Here is a 17,128-nt window from a genome sequence, read left to right as displayed (position 1 = left end):
GGGCGGCGGCTCGCCGTGAGCGGGGGCCGCCGCGCGATCAGGCGGTGCCGCGCAGTCGCGCCACCGTGTGCATCACGTGGTAGACGACGATCGCCGCGATGGTGCCGAGCGCGATCCCGTTGAACGAGACCGTGCCGAGCGTGAAGGTGAAGGGCGCGATCGCGACGATGAGCGCGGTGGCGGCCGTGAGCTGGTTGACGGGCTTCGCGAAGTCCACCCGGTTGTCGAGCCAGATCTTCACGCCGATGATCCCGATGAGGCCGTAGAGCGCGGTCGTCACGCCGCCGAGCACGCCCGCCGGGATCGTGTTGATGACGGCGCCGACCTTGGGCGAGAGCCCGAGCAGCACGGCGAACGCGCCGGCCACCCAGTAGGCGGCGGTCGAGTAGACGCGGGTGGCGGCCATCACGCCGATGTTCTCGCCGTAGGTCGTGGTGCCGGATCCGCCGCCGAGGCCCGCGAGCACGGTCGCCAGGCCGTCGGCGAGGAGCGCCCGGCCGGTGAGCTTGTTGACGCTGCCGTCGGTCATCTGCGCGACGCCGCGGATGTGGCCGACGTTCTCCGCGACGAGCACGAGCACCACGGGCAGGAACGCGGGCAGCAGCGCCCAGAACTGCGGCGTGATCTCGGGCGCGTGGAACTCGGGCAGGCCGATCCACGCGGCGGACGCGACCGCGTCGAACACGATCTCGCCTCGGATCGCCGCCAACACGTACCCGACGACCACGCCGAGCACGATGGAGAGCCGGCCGAGGATCCCGCGGAACAGCACGGTCGAGAGGATCACCGCGGTGAGCGTGATGGTCGCCGTCACCGGCGCCTTCACGAAGTTGTCGCGCGCGGCCGAGGCCAGGTTGAAGCCGATGAGCGCCACGATCGCGCCGGCGACGACGGGCGGCAGCAGCGCGTCGATCCAGCCCGTGCCGGTGAGCTGCACGATGCCGCCGACGATCGCGAGCATCACGCCGACCGCCACGATGCCCGCGAGCGCCGCGCCGATGCCGCCGCCGCCCGTGGCCGTCGCCGCGTTGGCCGCGGTGATCGGGGCGATGAACGCGAACGACGAGCCGAGGTAGCTGGGCAGCCGGTTCTTCGTGATCAGGAGGAAGAGGATCGTGCCGAGCCCGGAGAAGAACAGCGTCGTGGTGGGCGGGAAGCCCGTGAGCACGGGCACGAGGAAGGTCGCGCCGAACATGGCGACGACGTGCTGCATCCCCAGCCCGATGGTGCGGGGCCAGGTGAGGCGCTCGCCGGGGCCGACGACCGCGGAGGCGTCGACCGCCTTGCCGTCGCCGTGGAGGGTCCAGATCTGTCGGGCCATGATCGCCTGCTCTCGCGCGGGTGTGTGGGGAGACGCCCCGATCGGCGAGCGTAGCGACGCCGTGTTGCGGTGGCGTTTCCGCGACGGATCCGGCGACGGATCCGGCGGCGTGTGGTGGTCAGCCCCGGCGCACCGCGATCCGGGTCGCGATCGCCCATACCAGGTACAGCAGGAGCGTGCCGCCGCCGATCACCCAGTCGATCCGGCCCATCAGCGTCGTCACGAGGAAGGCGCCCGAGGACAGCAGGAGGGCGGCGATGCCGACCGCGGCGAATCCCCGCTGCGCCAGCTGGCGATCCCGCTCGTCGCGGTGCTCGAGCCCGCCGATGCGCATCTCGTCGCTCGCCTCCGGCTGCGCGGAGGAGATCGCCGAGAGCAGCTGGACGACGGCGACCACGCCCAGGAGGATCGCGCCGTCCCCGTGTCCGGCGACGAGCGCCACCAGGGCGGCGACGGCGAACACCGCGACGATCGCGGTGTTGATGCGGGAGATCCCGCGGCGTTCAGTCGTCTTCGACATGGAAGACCTCCTCGACGGATCGGTGGAAGAAGCGGGCCGTCTTCACGGCGAGGGCGAGCGACGGGTCGTAGCGGCCCGTCTCGATGGCGTTGATCGTCTGGCGGGAGACGCCGAGCGCGTCGGCGAGGGACTGCTGGGAGAGCCCGGCCGCCGTCCGGAGCCCCCTCACCTCACTGCGCATGGGTGACAAGCTAGCTTGACACCCGAAGAGTGTCAAGCGCGCTTGTCACCGCGGCAGACGGGCCCGCCGACGGTCTCCCGGCGGCGCCCCGGCCGACGCGCCTAGGCTCGTGCCCATGAGCGCCGAGACACCTCCGACCGGGATCCGCACCGACGAGCTGGACCAGGAGGTGCGCCCGCAGGACGACCTCTACCTCCACGTGAACGGGCGCTGGCTCGACCGCACCGAGATCCCCGACGACAAGGCCCGCTGGGGCTCGTTCCACCAGCTCGCCGAGGCGGCCGAGGACGCCGTGCGCGTGATCATCGAGGAGGCCGTCGACGCCGAGCCCGGCACGGAGGAGCGCAAGACCGGCGACCTCTTCACGAGCTTCATGGACGAGGAGCGCGTCGAGCGCCTCGGCGTCGAGCCGATCCGCGACCACCTCGACGCGGCCGCCGCCGTCACCGACGTGCCGTCCTTCCTGCGCACCCTCGGCGCGCTCGAGCAGACGAACGTCCCGGGCCTCCTCGGCCTCTTCGTCGACAACGACCCGGGCGACCCCGAGCGCTACGTCGTGCAGGTCGAGCAGGGCGGCATCGGCCTGCCCGACGAGAGCTACTACCGCGAGGAGGGCCACGCCGCGATCCGCGACGCCTACCGCGCCTTCGTCGAGCGGATGCTCGGCCTCGCGGAGCTGGACGACCCCGCGGGCCGCGCCGACCGGATCCTCGACCTCGAGACCCGCATCGCCGCCGCCCACTGGGACAACGTCCGCACGCGCGACAGCCAGGCCACCTACAACCTCGTCACGTGGGCGGAGCTGCGCGAGCTGGTGGCGAAGGCCGCCGGCGCCGACCTCGACGTCTGGCGGGACGCCCTGGAGGCACCGGCCGCCGCGCTCGACGAGGTCGTGCTCCGCGAGCCGAGCTTCGCGGAGGGCCTGGGCGCGCTGCTGACCGAGGCCGAGATCCCGGCGCTCCGCGACTGGCTCACCTGGCAGGTCGTCCGCGCGAACGCGGCCCTGCTGCCGAAGGCGTTCTCCGAGGCGTCGTTCGACTTCTACGGCCGCACGCTCACGGGCGCGCCCGAGCAGCGCGTGCGGTGGAAGCGCGGCGTCTCGCTGGTGGAGGGATCCATGGGCGAGGCCATCGGCCGCATCTACGTCGAGCGCCACTTCTCCACCACCGCGAAGGCCGAGATGGACGTGCTCGTCGGCCACCTCGTCGAGGCGTACCGGCGGTCCATCTCCGGCCTCGAGTGGATGACCGCGGAGACGCGCGGCCGGGCGCTGGAGAAGCTCGAGAAGTTCACCCCGAAGATCGGCTTCCCCGACACGTGGCGCGACTACTCCGCGCTCGAGATCGACCCGACCGACCTCGTGGGCAACGTCCGCGCGACCTCCCGGTTCGAGACGCGACGCGAGCTCGCGAAGATCGGCGCCCCGCTCGACCGCGACGAGTGGTTCATGACGCCGCAGACCATCAACGCGTACTACAACCCGGGCTTCAACGAGATCGTGTTCCCGGCGGCGATCCTCCAGTTCCCGTTCTTCGACGAGACCCGGGACCCGGCGGCGAACTACGGCGCGATCGGCGCGGTCATCGGCCACGAGATCGGCCACGGCTTCGACGACCAGGGCTCGCGCTACGACGGCGACGGCCGCCTCACCGACTGGTGGACCCCGGCCGACCGCGCGGCGTTCGAGGAGCGGACGGCGTCGCTCATCCAGCAGTACGACGCGCTCGTGCCCGCGCAGCTCACGGGCGAGGACGCCCCGCACGTGAACGGGGCGCTCACGATCGGCGAGAACATCGGCGACCTGGGCGGCCTCTCCATCGCGTGGAAGGCGTACCTGCTCTCGCTGGAGGGCGCCGAGCCGCCGGTGATCGACGGCCTCACGGGCGCCGAGCGCTTCTTCCTCTCCTGGGCGCAGGCCTGGCAGCAGAAGGGCCGCGACGCCGAGGTGATGCGGCTGCTCGCCATCGACCCGCACGCGCCGAACGAGTTCCGCTGCAACCAGATCGTCCGCAACATCGACGCGTTCTACGACACGTTCGACGTGCAGCCGGGCGACGGCCTGTGGCTCGACGAGGAGGCCCGCGTCACCATCTGGTGACGCGCCGCGCGATGGCCGCCGTCGGCGAGGATCCGCAGCGTCGCCCCCGGCACACCGGGGGCGGTGCCGCGCGCCATGCGAGGCAGGAGCCGACCGACGGCTTCCGCTCCGCGTTCCGCGCGCTCGGCGGCCTCGCCCTCGACGGGATGCGCGTCGCGGCCCGCGCCACCGACCTCGACTCGGGCGACGTGGTGCTGACGGTCGACGACCATGTCGCCCTCCCCGCCGCCGGCCTCGGCCGCGTGCTCCTCCTGGTCGAGCTCTCGGCGCGCATGACGGGCGGCGACCTCTCGCCGCTGCACCTCGTGGACCGCCGGCCCGACGACGAGGGCGGCACCGCGGGCCTGTGGCGCCACCTCGTCGTGCCATCGCTGCCCGTCACGGATCTCGCGTCGCTCGTCGGCGCGACGGGCGACGCGGCCGCGACCAACGCGCTCCTCGGCCTCGTCGGCCTCGACGCGGTGCGCACGCGCGCCGAGTCGCTCGGCCTCCGCCGCACGGCGCTGCTCGACGTGGCGCGCGGCACCCGCGGGCCGGACGACGCCCCGCAGCTCTCCGTCGGATCCGCTCGCGAGCTCGCGTCGCTCTTCGCCTCGCTCGTGCACGGCGAGGTGGTCGACGAGGAGACGAGCACGCGCGTGGTCGGCTGGCTCGCGCTCAACACCGACCGGTCGATGGTCGCGGCGTCCTTCGGCCTGGATGCGCCGGTGGGCCGCGGCGGCGAGCACGGCATGGCGCTCGTCGACTGCACGGGCGTCGACGCGGGCGTGCGGGCCGAGGCGGGCGTGCTCCGCGGGCCGCGCGGCGCGGTCGCGTACGCCGTCATGGTCCACTTCGACGACGCGGACCTCCGTGCCCGCCTCGCCGTCCGCGACGCCCTGGGCGTGGTCGGGCTCGACCTGCTGGAGCACGTGCACTGAGCCGGGCGGATCCCGCCGCCCTGCGGTCGTGGATCCGCCCGGGCGTAGAGTCGTATGTCGCCCGCCACCCCTCCCGGGCGACGGAGGAGACCCCCACGATGACCGGCATGAACCCCGCCACCGCCAAGCGCCTCGCCCGCGACGACGTGGCGCCGATGTACGCGGAGGTGGACGCCGCGATCGCCCGGGCGGAGATCCCCGGCACCCCGGAGTGGCAGGAGAAGATCCGCGGCCGCATCGTCATGGTGCGCCACGGGCAGACCGAGTGGAGCGTCAACGGGCGCCACACCGGCACGACCGACATCCCCCTCACGGAGACCGGCGAGGAGCAGGCGCGCGCGGTCGGCGGCGTGCTCGCGGGCACCGAGTTCGGCCTCGTGCTCGCCAGCCCCCGCTCGCGCGCCCAGCGCACCGCGGAGCTCATCGGCTACGGCGACCAGGCCGAGGTCGACGACCGGCTGGTCGAGTTCGACTACGGCGCGTACGAGGGCCGCACCACCGCCGACATCCAGTCCGAGCGCGGCCACTGGGACCTCTGGACCGACGGCGTGCCCGCGGGCGACACTCCGGGCGAGACGTCCCAGCAGGTCCGCGACCGCGTGCTCCAGGTGCTCGAGCGCGTGCTGCCCGTGCTCGAGTCCGGCCAGGACGTGCTCCTCGTCGCGCACGCGCACGTGATCCGCGCGCTCGCCGTCGCGTGGGTCGGCCTGCCCGCGGAGGCCGGCGGGATCCTCACGCTCTCCACCTCCACGCTCAGCGAGCTCGGCTTCGAGCACGGCCGCCACGCGATCATGCGCTGGAACTGCCCGGCGGACGGCTGGGCGCCGTCGCCCGTGGGCGGCAGCCGCTAGCGCCGCGGTCGCCGGGACCGCCGTCGTCGCGCGGCCCGGCGCCCCGGCGCGGTTCCGATCGCCCGGCGCGGTCGTGCACCGGCTCCCCGCGTAGGATCGCCCCTCGTGGCACAGAAGAAGAAGCGCACCCGGCAGGCCCCCTCGTCCGCAGCCCGCACCCGACCGGGATCGCCCGCCAAGGCCCGCTCCGGCAACCCCGCGAAGGCGCGCAAGGCCACCGCAGGTGATTGGATCTCCGGCGCCCGCATCCGCACCCTCCCGCTCGCCGTCGCCCCCGTCGCGATCGGCGCGGGAGCGGCTCGCGCGCTCGGCCCCGACGAGGGCGTCTCCCTCGGCCTCGCGCTCCTCTGCCTCGCGGTCGCGGTGCTGCTGCAGATCGGCGTGAACTACGCCAACGACTACTCCGACGGCGTGCGCGGCACCGACGACGTGCGCGTCGGCCCCGCCCGCCTCACCGGATCCGGCGCCGCCAAGCCCCGCACCGTGCTCACCGTGGCGCTCGCGTTCTTCGGCCTCGCCGCGGTCGCGGGTCTCGCGATCGTGCTCATCACCGGCCACTGGTGGCTGCTCGCGGTCGGCGCCGTCGCGATCGTCGCGGCGTACTTCTACACGGGAGGCAAGCGGCCCTACGGCTACGCGGGCCTCGGCGACGTCGTCGTCTTCGTGTTCTTCGGGCTGGTCGCGACGGCCGGCACGCAGTTCATCCTCATCGGCATGATCACGGGCGAGGGCTGGCTGGGCGGCGTCGCGGCGGGCGGCTTCGCGTGCGCGGTGCTCATGGTCAACAACATCCGCGACATCGAGCAGGACGGCAAGGTCGGCAAGCGCACCCTCGCGGTGCGGCTCGGCCCGCGCGGCTCGCGCATCGTCTACTGCATCGAGATCGCGATCGCCTACGGCATCGTGGTCTTCTTCTTCCTCTTCTACCCGAAGGCGCTGCTCGTGCTGTTCACGCTCGTGCTGGCGCTGCCCGCCGCGATCATCGCGTGCACCGGCCGCACCCCCAAGGAGCTGATCCTCTCGCTGCAGCTCACGAGCATGGCGGCGCTCACCTTCGGCCTGGGGCTCGGGGCGGCGTTCGCGTTCTGAGCGCGATGTATCCGGCGGTCGTCGCGGCGCTCGACGCCGACCACGAGACGTGGGCGACCGACGACCCGCGGCTGCTCGTGCTGCGGCAGCGGTCGGGCGGCGGGCGGCGCGCGGTGCTCGTGGTGGACGCGGGGCTCGAGGCGTGGTGGACGGAGCGCCAGGCGACGGATCCCGAGCGGGCGGCCGCCGCCCTCGCGGCCCAGGTCGCACGGGCGTCCGCGGAGGCGCGGCCGGGGGAGCGGTACCTGGTCATGGACCACGGACGGCTCACGTCGTCCACGCGCATCACGCCTCCCGCGGTGCGCGATCAGGCTCCTCCGACCACCGGCCGGTGGGTCGCCTACGTGCCGATCGAGCGCGACGGACCCGCTGGCCCTGTCTGACGCGCGCGGCTCAGCTGCGCTCGGCCTCGCCGTCGGCGCGCGGGGCGGCCGCGGCGGTGTCCGGGCTGCCGGCACGCGGCGTGCCCGTGGCCGTAGCGGCGGGCGCGACGTCGGCGGATCCGGTTGCGCGAGCCCGGCGCTCGGCCGCGTCGACCGCGGCGTCCTCGGAGTCGTCGTCCTCCACGGGCTTGCGGCGCCCGGCGGCGACGGCCGCGAGATCCGCGGCCATGGCCTGGCGCTGCTTGCTCAGGAAGATGTACGAGCCGCAGAAGGACACCACCGCGCCGATGACGGCGGCCAGCGGCCAGAAGTCCGGGCTCACGGCGACGACCAGCCCGAACGGGACGGCGAACAGGAGGATGCGGACGACGGTGTAGACGAGCCAGTAGCGACGGGAACTCACCGGGTCAGCATAGGTCGGTCGCCTGGACGGGCCCGCCGCCTGTGCGGGCCGCCGCCGCCCAGCCGGGGTGCGGCCGGCGCCCTCTTCCCGCTCGCTGGACGCCCGGCGTCCTCCCCGGTTGCGGAGCTACCATCGGGAGATGCCCCGCCTGTTGATCGGTCTCGCCGTCGTGATCGTGTTCTTCACGGTCTTCGTCATCGTGGACACCTCCCTGACGCCGCGGACCCGCATGCGCGGCCTCCCGAAGCCCGCGTGGATCGCGGTGGTCGTCCTGGTGCCCGTCATCGGCGGCATCCTGTGGCTCGCGATCGGCAAGGACCGCACCGACCTCGCGCGCGCATCCGGTCGCCGCCTCGGCCCGGACGACGACCCCGACTTCCTCTCCGGCCTCGGCCGCACGCGCTCCGAGGAGGAGCGCATCCGCCGCCTCGAGCAGGAGCTCGCCGACCTCGACAGCGACGGCACCGCTCCGGACGACCCGCAGGAGCCGGGCGCCACGGGCGGCCCCACCCGCCCGAACCGCGACGACGACGACCGCGCGCCGGGCCGCCGGGACGCCTGACCTCCGGTGACCACGACAGACTCCCGCCCCACCCGCCCCTCCTCCGCCGCTCCCCGCACCGGGAACCCGTCGACGGATCGCGCCATCGCGATGCTGCTGGCGCTGGTGCGCGAGGGCGTCACCGACGTCGTCCTCTGCCCCGGATCCCGCTCCCAGGCCCTCGCGCTCGTCGCCGCCGAGCTCGAGCGCGTCGAGGGCGTGCGCCTGCACGTGCGGATCGACGAGCGCGCCGCCGGGTTCCTCGCGCTCGGCCTGGGCGTGGAGTCCGGCCGCCCGGCGCCCGTCATCACGACCTCCGGCACGGCCGTCGCGAACCTGCACCCCGCCGTGCTCGAGGGCTGGCACTCGGGCGTCCCGATGCTGCTCCTCACGGGCGACCGCCCGGCGGAGCTCCGCGGCATCGCGAGCAACCAGACCACGCGCCAGCCCGGGATGTTCGGCGACCGGGTGGTCGTCGTCGACGTGCCGGCGCCCGAGGAGACCGCCGACGACCTGGCGCACGATGCGGGTCTCGCGCGCGACGCGTACCGCCGTGCCCGCGACGAGCGGACGCCCGTGCACGTGAACGTCGCGTTCCGGGATCCGCTGTCCGTCGCGGTGCCGGACCTCGCGGACGCCGTCGCGGAGGCCCGCGCCGCCGCCGACGAGGCCGCCGCCGCTCCCGCCGCGCCTTCGCCCGCCGACGTCCTCGACCTCCCGCACGGCCCGCGCACCCTCGTCGTCGCCGGCCATGCCGCGGGCGAGGCCGCCGAGGAGCTCGCGCGCGCCGGGGGCTGGCCGCTCGCGGCCGAGATCTCCAGCGGATCCCACTTCGGCCCGAACCTCGTCGTCTCCTTCCGCGAGCTGCTCGCGCGCGAGGGCTTCGGCGACCGCGTCGAGCGCGTCATCGTGTTCGGCCACCCCACGCTCACGCGCGAGGTGCCGCTGCTCGTGGGACGCGAGGACGTCGAGGCGATCGTCGTCGGATCCACCGGCGGCGAGGACTACGACCCGCGCCACCGCGTCACCGCCCACCCGGCCGCCGTGCGCGTGGTGGGCGAGCCCGCGGATCCCGCGGACGCCCGCCGCTGGCTCGGCACGTGGGTGCAGGCGAGCCGCGCGATCCTCGACGAGGCGAGCGCCGCGGAGTCCGCGCCGCTCCTGCCCTCGGGCACCACGCCCGCCGAGCGCCGCGACTTCGCGCGCGCCGAGCTCGCCGCCGTCCGCGCCGACGTCACCCGCCGCCACCTCGTGCGCGCGCTCTGGCAGGCCACCTGGCCGCACGACCGCCTCGTGCTCGGGGCGTCGCGCCTCATCCGCGAGGCCGACCGGGCGCTCCCCGGCAAGCGCGTGCGCGTGCACGCCAACCGCGGGCTCGCCGGCATCGACGGCACGATCTCCACCGGGCTCGGCATCGCGCTCGCGTCGCAGGCCGGATCCGGGAGCGCGGCCGCCGGGATCACGCGCGTGCTCGTCGGCGACCTCACGCTCCTGCACGACGTCGGCTCGCTGCTCATCGGCACGGGCGAGCGGGTGCCGCGGATCCAGGTCATCGTGGGCAACGACGGCGGTGGCACCATCTTCGACGGCCTCGAGGTCGCGGACACGGCCGCGCCCGCCGCCATCGACCGCGTCATGTTCACGCCCCAGCGGGTGGACCTCGCGAGCCTCGCGAAGGCCTACGGCTGGACGCACCTGCGCGCCGCGACGCACGGCGAGCTGGAGGCGGCGCTCACGACCGCGTCCGAGGCGCCGCTCCTCATCGAGGTGCCGCTGGCCAGGTAGCGCCTGCCCTCGTGGCGCGCCCCGCCGCGCGTCGTCCGATACCGTCGGGGCGCGGGCCCGGACCCGCGCGATCGGGGGACGCATGCTGGGGGTCGCGCTCGCGCTCGGATCCGCGGTCGCGCACACCGGCTGGAACACGCTGAGCAAGGCCGGCGCGGCCGGCGGCACGGCCTTCGTCTGGCTCAGCACCGCCGTCGGCCCGATGGTCGCCCTCCCGGTCGCGGTCGTCGTCGTGCTCGCCCAGGGGTCCGTCCCGGCGTGGTCGTGGATCGGCGCGGGCGCGGTGGGCGCCGTCCTCCACGGCGGCTACATGCTGGTGCTGCAGGCGGGCTACCGGCGCGGGGAGGTGAGCGTGGTGTACCCCGTGTCGCGCGGCCTGGCGCCCGTGCTCGTGGCGGTGCTCGGGGTGGCCCTGTTCCGCCAGCCCCTCGGGATCCCGTCGGGCGTCGGCGTCGCGCTCATCGCGGCCTCCGTGCTGCTGCTCCTGCGCGACGGATCCGGCGACGGGCGCGGGAGGGGCGTCGGCTGGGGCGCGCTCACGGCCGTCGTCATCGCGGCGTACACGCTGTGGGACGCCGCCGTGGTCGTGAGCTGGGGGATCCCGCCGCTGCCGTACTACGCGGTCGTCGCGGTGCTGCAGCTCGGGATGATCAGCGTCGTCGCCCGCCGCCACCTCGGTGCCGCCGCGACCGGGGACCGCCGTCGGCTCGGCCTCGCCGCGGTCGTGGGCGTGCTCATCCCGCTCTCCTACGTGCTCAGCCTGGTGGCGCTCGAGCACGCGCCCGTGGCCGAGGTGGCGGCGCTGCGGAGCACGAGCATCGTCATGTCGGGGATCGTCGCGTGGCTCGCGCTCGGCGAGCGGCTCAGCGCGCGTCGGGTCGCCTCGACCGCGCTCGCGACCGGCGCGGTGCTCCTGATCGCGGTGTCGTCGACCTGAGGCGCGTCCGTCCGGTCCCGGGCGCGGCTAGGAGGCCGGGATCGTGCCGCGCCACGTGCCGAGCGCCCGGCGCTCGTCGGCGGTGGAGCCGACCGCCTCGAAGAGCGCGTCGAGGTCGACGCCGTCCATCGCCTCCCGGAACGCGGCCTCGCTCGTGGTGCCGCGCTCGGCGAGGAACGCCTCGATCGCGGGCTCCATGTCGGGCTGGCCCGAGTTCGCCGACCGCTCGGGGCCCCGGCGGATCGCCTCCAGGTAGTCGTCGACGATGTCGTCCGGCTCGGCGCCGACCGCGAGCAGGAGCAGCAGGGCGACGAGGCCCGTGCGGTCGCGCCCGGCGCCGCAGTGGAAGAGGACGCCGCCCGCGGGGGCCTCGAGGATCGCCCGCAGCGCGGATCCGGCGCGCTCCGGCAGCTCGGCGAGGTGCGGCAGGTAGTACAGGGGCGTGCCGACGAGGCCGGTGTCCCAGTAGGGCACCCAGAAGTCCGGGTGGTCGTCGAGGCCGTCGAGGTCGACGTGCGCGACGTGGATCCAGTCGGGTCGCGGGTGCGTGTCGCGGGCGCGCTCCGCCGGCTGGCGGAGGTCGAGCACCGTGCGGAAGCCCAGCTCGCGCACGTGCTCCCATCCGGCGTCGGTGACGAGGTCGGCGTCCTCGCAGCGGGCGAGGACGCCGGTCGGGGTCGTGCCGCCGCCGCGGAGGCGGATGCCGCCGAGGTCGCGGGCGTTGACGAGGCCGTCGATCGGGAGGGCGCGGTCGGATGCGGTCATCGCTCGAGTCGACCACGGCGGCGAGCGGCCCCGCATCATCCTCCCGACCCTCAAACACTTATTTGACAGTTGGTGCTCCCGCGTGGTCGGATGGCCGCGTGCCCGCCGACGAGACCGACCTCCGCGACCTCCGCGTCATCGCGCACCCGCTGCGCCTGCGCCTCCTCTCGCTCTGCACCCGCTCGCCCGTGAGCGCGTCCGAGGCCGCGCGCGAGCTCGGCGAGACGCAGGCGAACGTGAGCTACCACCTGCGGCGGCTGCGCGAGGCGGGACTCCTCGAGGAGGCGGGCACCGAGCGGATCCGCGGGGGAGCGGCCAAGCGCTACCGCCACGTGCCCGCGAGCGGCGAGCGGCTCGACGCGCTGACCGGGGGCGCCATGCCGACCCTGGCCGCCGCGCTCACGGCCGAGCTGACCCGCCGTGCCGCGCTGCACGCGGAGGGCACGCGGCCGGTGATCACGGACGCCGAGCTCACGGTCTCGACCGGCACGTGGATCCGCGTGCAGGAGCTGGCCCGCGAGCTCGGCACTGTGCTCCACGACGACTCGGCGCGCCGCCCGGGCGACGACGACGTGGCGGTGAGCGCGACGATGGCGCTGTTCGCGATGGCGGCGCCCGCGACCGATCCGTCGGCGGCGCCCGCGCCCGCGGATCCGGCGCCCGCGTGACCGCGACCCGCACGCCGCCTCCCGCCCGCACCGGCTACCTCGCCGTCCTGGCCCTGCCCGGCGCGCTGCGCGTGTTCCTCCCGGCGATGCTCGGCCGGCTCTCGTTCGCGATGGTCGCGCTCGCGCTGCTGCTCCTCGTCCAGGCGCGCACCGGGTCCTTCGCCGCCGCCGGTCTCGCGACCGGCGCGTTCGGCCTGGCCAACGTGCTCGCCTCACCGGCCCGCGCGCGGCTCGTGGACGCCCGCGGCCAGCGTCCCGTGCTCGTGGCGCTCGCGGTCGCCCACGCCCTCGGGCTCGTCGGGGTCCTCGCGGTCGTCCGCGTGAGCGCGCCGGTCGCGGTCGTCGTCGCGACCGCCGCGCTCGCCGGCCTCGCGATGCCGCCGCTCGGCGCGGCGATGCGCGTCGTCTGGGCCGCGCTCGTGCCCGACGCGCGGATGCGGACGCGCGCCTACAGCCTCGACGCCGTGGGGGAGGAGGTCGTCTTCACCGTCGGCCCGCTCCTCGTGGCGGCGCTCGTCGCGGTCGCGGATCCCGAGGTCGCCGTGCTCGCGTCGGCCGCCGCGAGCGTGCTGGGGACGCTCGGGATGACGTCGTCACGGCTGTCCCGAGCGCAGGGCGGGCGGCCGACGCCGCCGCGGGAGGCGACGGCGGGCGGGGCGGAGCGAGCGGCGCGCCGCCGGCCAGCGGATCCGCTCCGCCAGCCGCTCGTGATCCCCCTGCTCGTGATGCTCCTCGGGGTTGGCGCGGTCCTCGGATCCGTCGAGGTCGCCGTGGCCGCGCTGGCCGAGCGCGCCGGCAGCACGGCGCTCGCGGGCCCGCTGCTCGCCGCCTTCGCCGCGGGCAGCGCGGTCGGTGGCCTCGCGTACGGGACGCGCGCGTGGCGGGCGCCCGCGCGGATCCGCCTGGTCGTGCTCGTGGCCGCCATGCTCGCCGCGACGGCCCTGCTCGCCGGGGTCGCGGCCGGGCTCCCCGCCGCGCCCGACGCGCTCGCCCTGCTCCTGCTCGGCGCCGCGCTCGTGCCGGTCGGCCTGTTCCTCGCGCCCGCCATGGTGTCGGGCTACCTCCTCGCCGACGCGCAGACCGCGCCGTCGGTGCGCACCGAGGCGTCCGCGTGGGTGAACACGGCCGTCAACACGGGGGTCGCGCTCGCGGCGGCCGGGGTCGGCGCGGTGGTGGATGCGGCGGGCCCGGTCGCCGGCATCGTCGTCGGCGGGCTCGCGGCGCTGGTCGTCGCGTCGATCGCCGCGCCGTCGCTGCTGCGGAGACGCGTGGCGGTGGAGCGAGCGGCGGCGGAGGCGCCAGCCGTCGACGGGGCCGGACTCTAGCCCAGCGCCTCCACGACGGGCCGGAACTTCATGGCCGTCTCGGCGCGCTCGCGCTCGGGGTCGGATCCCGCGACGATGCCGGCGCCCGCGTGCGCGACGATGGCGCCCGACGGATCCACCTGGGCTCCCCGCAGCGCGATGGCCCACTCGCCGTCGCCGTCGGCCGCGACCCAGCCGACCGGCCCGGCGTAGCGTCCGCGGTCGGCGGGCTCGAGCTCGGCGATGAGCTCCAGGGCGGCGGCCGTCGGATGCCCGGCGACCGCGGCCGTCGGGTGCAGCGCGCCCACGAGGTCGAGCGACGAGGATCCGTCGCCCAGCGTGCCCGTGACGTCGCTCGCCAGGTGCCACAGGTTCGGCAGCTTGAGCGTGAACGGCGCGTCCGTGGTGGCGAGGTCGCGGCTGTGGGGTCGGAGCGCGTCGAGCACGCTGTCGCGCGCGAACGCGTGCTCCTCGTTGTCCTTGGGGCTCGCGGCGAGGCCGGCGGCCGCGGCGGCATCGGCCCGCGCGTCCGCGCCGCGGGAGACCGTGCCGGCCAGCACGCGCGCGCCGACCGTGCCGCCGCCGACGCGCACCAGGGTCTCGGGGCTCGCGCCGATGAGGCCGTCGACCGCGTACGTCCAGCAGTCCGGGTAGCCGAGCGCGAAGCGGCTGAGGGCGAGCCGCAGGTCGCCGCCGAGGGGGAGGCGGCCCACGAGGTCGCGCGCGAGCACGACCTTCTGCACGTCGCCGGCGCCGATCGCGGCGACGGCTCGCGCCACGGCCGCCTCGTAGTCGTCGGGGCCCATGGATCCCGGCCGCAGGTGCAGGCGGTACTCGGCGCCGGAGCGCTCGGGCACGGGGATCGCGCCGGCGGCGAGCGCGTCGAGCGGGGAGGCGACGTCGCCCTCCTCCTCGTCGGCCAGCCGGATGCGCGTCACCCACGACACCCCGTCCCGCCGCCCGACGACGACGCGCGGCACGACGAGGACGCTCGCGGCTTCGGAGTCGTCGGCGAAGGCGAAGGCGCCGAACGCGATGAGGCCCGAGCCGGGGATCCCGAGGGGATCCGTCACGGTCGAGGCCGCGGCCACCTCGCGCCATGCGGCGGCAGCGGCGCGCACGCGGTCGGGCCCGCGGAACTCGAGCCGGAGGGCCTCGCCGATGCCGCCCATCCCGGATCCGTGCCGCAGCCACAGGAGCGGGTGCCGGGCGTCGAGGAGGGGGACGAGCCGGGCGATGGAGTCGACGGGCGTGGTGTCGACGAGCAGCGCTCGGACGCGGGATGCGGTCACGGATGCCAGCCTACCGCCGGGGATCCGGGCCTCCCCGGGTGCCGGCCGACCCCCGATGCGGGCCCCGCCCACGCTCGCCGCCCCCGTCCTCTGATGGGCCCCTGGGCATCCGGCCGCCGCCCACCGCGCGCCCAGCGCGCCCGAATAGACTGAACGCGTGATGCGAGCAGACCTCAGCAAGAAGCCCGGCCAGGTGTCGGCCATGTTCGACGAGGTCTCGAGCGCCTACGACCGCACGAACACCCTCCTCTCGGTAGGGAACGACCAGCTGTGGCGCGTCGCCACCACGCGGGCCGTCGCGCCGGTCGCCGGGGAGCGCATCCTCGACCTCGCCGCGGGCACGGGCACCTCCAGCGCCGCGCTCGCCGCGTCCGGCGCCCACGTGGTCGCCGCCGACTTCTCCGAGGGCATGCTCGAGGTCGGCCGCCGCCGTCACGCCGGGAACCCGCGCATCGAGTTCGTGCACGCCGACGCCACCGACCTCCCCTTCGAGGACGACTCCTTCGACGCCGTCACCATCTCCTTCGGCCTCCGCAACGTGGTCGAGCCGCGGAAGGGCCTCGACGAGCTGCTCCGCGTGCTCAAGCCCGGCGGACGCCTCGTCATCTGCGAGTTCAGCACGCCGCCCGTGCCGCTCGTGCGCCGCGGCTACGACCTCTACATGAAGGCCGTCGCGCCGTCGCTCGTGAAGCTCGTGAGCTCCAACGCCAGCGCGTACGAGTACCTCAACGAGTCGATCCAGGCCTGGCCCGACCAGGAGACGCTGGCCTCGTGGCTCCGCGAGGCGGGATTCGCGTCCGTCGAGCACCGCAACCTCACCGCGGGGATCGTGGCGCTGCACCGCGGCGTCAAGCCCGCCGGCCGTCACGCCGCTCCCCGTCCCGCCGCGTCCTGACCGCGCGTGAACCCACAGACAAGGACGCCGAACATGAGTCCGAGCATCCCGCTCGCCCGCCGCGGCACCTCCGTCGCCTCCCACGCCAGCCTCACCGAGCGCCTCTTCTCGTCCTCCGGTGATCGCCGCATGGCGCGCAGCATCGACGACGGGCTCGCGCTCGTGGAGGAGCAGCTGCTCCGCGAGGTCCGGTTCGCCGACGACGTGGCCGACGTCACCACGCGCTACCTGCTCGACGCGGGCGGCAAGCGCGTGCGCCCGATGCTCGCGCTCCTCATCGCGCAGCTCGGCGAGGGCAACACGCAGCAGGTCGTGGATGCGGCCGTCGCCATCGAGATCACGCACCTCGCGTCGCTGTACCACGACGACGTCATGGACGAGGCGGACATGCGCCGCGGCGTCCCGAGCGCGCAGGCCGTGTGGGGCAACTCCATCGCCATCCTCGCGGGCGACCTCCTGTTCGCCCGCGCCAGCAAGATCGTCGCCGACCTCGGCCCGCGCGCCATCCGCCTGCAGGCGGCCACCTTCGAGCGCCTCGTCCTCGGCCAGCTGCACGAGACCATCGGCCCGCGCGAGGACCAGGACCCCATCGAGCACTACCTCGACGTCCTCGCCGACAAGACCGGCTCCCTCATCGCGTGCGCCGCGCAGATGGGCGTCATCTACTCCGGCGCGGATCCCGAGCTCGAGTCGGCCGTGCTGGCCTTCGGCGAGCGCACCGGCGTGGCCTTCCAGCTCGTCGACGACGTGCTCGACCTCGCCGACCAGCCCGAGGAGACCGGCAAGCTCGCCGGCACCGACCTCCGCGCGGGCGTCGCCACCCTCCCGCTCCTCTACCTGCGCCGGCTCGCGGAGACGGACGCCGCCGCCGCGACGCTGCTCGCCCGGATCCAGCGCGACGTGGAGCACGAGGAGACGCCCGAGTCCGAGGCCGACCTCACCGCCGCCATCGCCGAGCTCCGCGACCACGAGGTCACGGCGCGCACCATCGCGGAGGCCCACCGCTGGGCCGCCGAGGCGGTCGACGCGCTCGCGCCCCTCCCCGAGGGCCCGGTCAAGAAGGCGCTCACGCGCTTCGCCGACACCATCGTCGAGCGCACGCGCTAGCTGCCGCTCGTCCCCGCCGGCTCTCGCGGGGATCCGCACCACCACGCCCCCGCACGGCCGGCACGGGG

General features: G+C 75.2%; 18 protein-coding genes. 12 read left to right on the top strand and 6 right to left on the bottom strand.

Annotated features, from left to right (window positions below; all coding sequences use genetic code 11):
* Positions 1-37: 37 nt before the first annotated feature.
* From JOE38_RS09515 to JOE38_RS09505, 3 genes are all read right to left on the bottom strand, one after another.
* Complete coding sequence (locus tag JOE38_RS09515) at positions 38-1,321, bottom strand: uracil-xanthine permease family protein (RefSeq protein WP_204575997.1); 1,284 nt, start codon at positions 1,319-1,321, stop codon at positions 38-40.
* A gap of 118 nt (positions 1,322-1,439) precedes the next feature.
* Positions 1,440-1,841 (bottom strand): hypothetical protein, encoded by a 402-nt coding sequence (locus tag JOE38_RS09510; RefSeq protein ID WP_204575995.1) that lies wholly within the window; start codon positions 1,839-1,841, stop codon positions 1,440-1,442.
* Entirely contained in the window at positions 1,825-2,022 is a 198-nt protein-coding gene (locus tag JOE38_RS09505) for a helix-turn-helix transcriptional regulator (RefSeq protein WP_204575994.1), read from the bottom strand. Before JOE38_RS09505 ends, JOE38_RS09510 begins: the two co-directional genes overlap by 17 nt.
* 115 nt (positions 2,023-2,137) lie before the next feature.
* Here JOE38_RS09505 and JOE38_RS09500 point away from each other — a divergent pair, with 115 nt between their 5' ends.
* From JOE38_RS09500 to JOE38_RS09480, 5 genes are all read left to right on the top strand, one after another.
* Positions 2,138-4,120, top strand: coding sequence for a M13 family metallopeptidase (locus JOE38_RS09500; RefSeq protein WP_204575993.1), 1,983 nt, complete (start codon positions 2,138-2,140; stop codon positions 4,118-4,120).
* An 11-nt stretch (positions 4,121-4,131) separates the two neighbouring features.
* Positions 4,132-5,040 (top strand): serine hydrolase, encoded by a 909-nt coding sequence (locus JOE38_RS09495; protein WP_204577169.1) that lies wholly within the window; start codon positions 4,132-4,134, stop codon positions 5,038-5,040.
* Positions 5,041-5,147: 107 nt separating this feature from the next.
* Positions 5,148-5,891: a histidine phosphatase family protein gene (locus tag JOE38_RS09490; RefSeq protein ID WP_445222980.1), complete on the top strand. Its 744-nt coding sequence runs from the start codon at positions 5,148-5,150 to the stop codon at positions 5,889-5,891.
* Between the two features lie 105 nt (positions 5,892-5,996).
* Entirely contained in the window at positions 5,997-6,980 is a 984-nt protein-coding gene (locus tag JOE38_RS09485; protein ID WP_204575991.1) for a 1,4-dihydroxy-2-naphthoate polyprenyltransferase, read from the top strand.
* A 5-nt stretch (positions 6,981-6,985) separates the two neighbouring features.
* Positions 6,986-7,363 (top strand): hypothetical protein, encoded by a 378-nt coding sequence (locus JOE38_RS09480; RefSeq protein WP_204575990.1) that lies wholly within the window; start codon positions 6,986-6,988, stop codon positions 7,361-7,363.
* Positions 7,364-7,373: 10 nt separating this feature from the next.
* Here the strand turns inward: JOE38_RS09480 and JOE38_RS09475 are convergent, their stop codons facing one another.
* Positions 7,374-7,766, bottom strand: a complete 393-nt coding sequence (locus JOE38_RS09475; protein ID WP_204575989.1) for a DUF4229 domain-containing protein — start codon at positions 7,764-7,766, stop codon at positions 7,374-7,376.
* Positions 7,767-7,905: 139 nt separating this feature from the next.
* Between JOE38_RS09475 and JOE38_RS09470 the strand changes: the two genes are divergently transcribed.
* The 3 genes from JOE38_RS09470 to JOE38_RS09460 all read left to right on the top strand — a co-directional run bounded on the left by JOE38_RS09470 (position 7,906) and on the right by JOE38_RS09460 (position 11,029).
* A complete protein-coding gene (locus JOE38_RS09470; RefSeq protein WP_204575987.1) occupies positions 7,906-8,328 on the top strand; it encodes a PLD nuclease N-terminal domain-containing protein in 423 nt (140 codons plus the stop codon).
* Positions 8,329-8,334: 6 nt separating this feature from the next.
* The gene (menD, locus tag JOE38_RS09465) at positions 8,335-10,092 is read left to right on the top strand and encodes a 2-succinyl-5-enolpyruvyl-6-hydroxy-3-cyclohexene-1-carboxylic-acid synthase (RefSeq protein WP_204575984.1); all 1,758 of its coding nucleotides are present in this window, start codon (positions 8,335-8,337) and stop codon (positions 10,090-10,092) included.
* An 82-nt stretch (positions 10,093-10,174) separates the two neighbouring features.
* On the top strand, positions 10,175-11,029 hold the full coding sequence (locus tag JOE38_RS09460; RefSeq protein ID WP_204575983.1) for a DMT family transporter: 855 nt from the start codon (positions 10,175-10,177) through the stop codon (positions 11,027-11,029).
* A 27-nt stretch (positions 11,030-11,056) separates the two neighbouring features.
* Here JOE38_RS09460 and JOE38_RS09455 read toward each other — a convergent pair whose 3' ends face one another.
* Positions 11,057-11,794, bottom strand: coding sequence for a tyrosine-protein phosphatase (locus tag JOE38_RS09455; protein ID WP_239544796.1), 738 nt, complete (start codon positions 11,792-11,794; stop codon positions 11,057-11,059).
* A 98-nt stretch (positions 11,795-11,892) separates the two neighbouring features.
* Between JOE38_RS09455 and JOE38_RS09450 the strand changes: the two genes are divergently transcribed.
* Together JOE38_RS09450 and JOE38_RS09445 are read left to right on the top strand one after the other, a co-directional pair.
* Positions 11,893-12,462: an ArsR/SmtB family transcription factor gene (locus tag JOE38_RS09450; RefSeq protein WP_204575982.1), complete on the top strand. Its 570-nt coding sequence runs from the start codon at positions 11,893-11,895 to the stop codon at positions 12,460-12,462.
* Positions 12,459-13,787 (top strand): MFS transporter, encoded by a 1,329-nt coding sequence (locus JOE38_RS09445; protein ID WP_204575981.1) that lies wholly within the window; start codon positions 12,459-12,461, stop codon positions 13,785-13,787. Before JOE38_RS09450 ends, JOE38_RS09445 begins: the two co-directional genes overlap by 4 nt.
* Here JOE38_RS09445 and JOE38_RS09440 read toward each other — a convergent pair.
* Entirely contained in the window at positions 13,784-15,058 is a 1,275-nt protein-coding gene (locus JOE38_RS09440) for an isochorismate synthase (RefSeq protein WP_204575980.1), read from the bottom strand. The genes JOE38_RS09445 and JOE38_RS09440 overlap by 4 nt on opposite strands.
* Positions 15,059-15,218: 160 nt before the next feature.
* On the opposite strand from JOE38_RS09440, the gene ubiE reads away from it, so the two are divergent.
* The gene (gene ubiE, locus JOE38_RS09435; RefSeq protein ID WP_204577167.1) at positions 15,219-15,953 is read left to right on the top strand and encodes a bifunctional demethylmenaquinone methyltransferase/2-methoxy-6-polyprenyl-1,4-benzoquinol methylase UbiE; all 735 of its coding nucleotides are present in this window, start codon (positions 15,219-15,221) and stop codon (positions 15,951-15,953) included.
* Positions 15,954-15,986: 33 nt separating this feature from the next.
* Complete coding sequence (locus JOE38_RS09430; protein ID WP_204575977.1) at positions 15,987-17,060, top strand: polyprenyl synthetase family protein; 1,074 nt, start codon at positions 15,987-15,989, stop codon at positions 17,058-17,060.
* The last annotated feature ends 68 nt before the right edge of the window (positions 17,061-17,128 follow it).

It is taken from the genome of Clavibacter michiganensis (genome assembly GCF_016907085.1).
Taxonomy (GTDB): domain Bacteria; phylum Actinomycetota; class Actinomycetes; order Actinomycetales; family Microbacteriaceae; genus Clavibacter; species Clavibacter michiganensis_O.
Note: the sequence above shows the minus strand (reverse complement) of the source record. Positions and strands in the feature narration are given on the sequence as shown.

Bases quoted from the DNA above. Each gene is read 5' to 3' on its own strand.
- JOE38_RS09500 (WP_204575993.1), top strand. From the start codon at position 2,138: ATGAGCGCCGAGACACCTCCGACCGGGATCCGCACCGACGAGCTGGAC.
- JOE38_RS09470 (WP_204575987.1), top strand. From the start codon at position 7,906: ATGCCCCGCCTGTTGATCGGTCTCGCCGTCGTGATCGTGTTCTTCACG.
- JOE38_RS09505 (WP_204575994.1), bottom strand. From the start codon at position 2,022: ATGCGCAGTGAGGTGAGGGGGCTCCGGACGGCGGCCGGGCTCTCCCAG.
- JOE38_RS09480 (WP_204575990.1), top strand. From the start codon at position 6,986: ATGTATCCGGCGGTCGTCGCGGCGCTCGACGCCGACCACGAGACGTGG.
- JOE38_RS09455 (WP_239544796.1), bottom strand. From the start codon at position 11,794: ATGACCGCATCCGACCGCGCCCTCCCGATCGACGGCCTCGTCAACGCC.
- JOE38_RS09460 (WP_204575983.1), top strand. From the start codon at position 10,175: ATGCTGGGGGTCGCGCTCGCGCTCGGATCCGCGGTCGCGCACACCGGC.
- JOE38_RS09490 (WP_445222980.1), top strand. From the start codon at position 5,148: ATGAACCCCGCCACCGCCAAGCGCCTCGCCCGCGACGACGTGGCGCCG.
- JOE38_RS09510 (WP_204575995.1), bottom strand. From the start codon at position 1,841: ATGTCGAAGACGACTGAACGCCGCGGGATCTCCCGCATCAACACCGCG.
- JOE38_RS09430 (WP_204575977.1), top strand. From the start codon at position 15,987: ATGAGTCCGAGCATCCCGCTCGCCCGCCGCGGCACCTCCGTCGCCTCC.
- ubiE (WP_204577167.1), top strand. From the start codon at position 15,219: ATGCGAGCAGACCTCAGCAAGAAGCCCGGCCAGGTGTCGGCCATGTTC.
- JOE38_RS09495 (WP_204577169.1), top strand. From the start codon at position 4,132: ATGGCCGCCGTCGGCGAGGATCCGCAGCGTCGCCCCCGGCACACCGGG.
- JOE38_RS09515 (WP_204575997.1), bottom strand. From the start codon at position 1,321: ATGGCCCGACAGATCTGGACCCTCCACGGCGACGGCAAGGCGGTCGAC.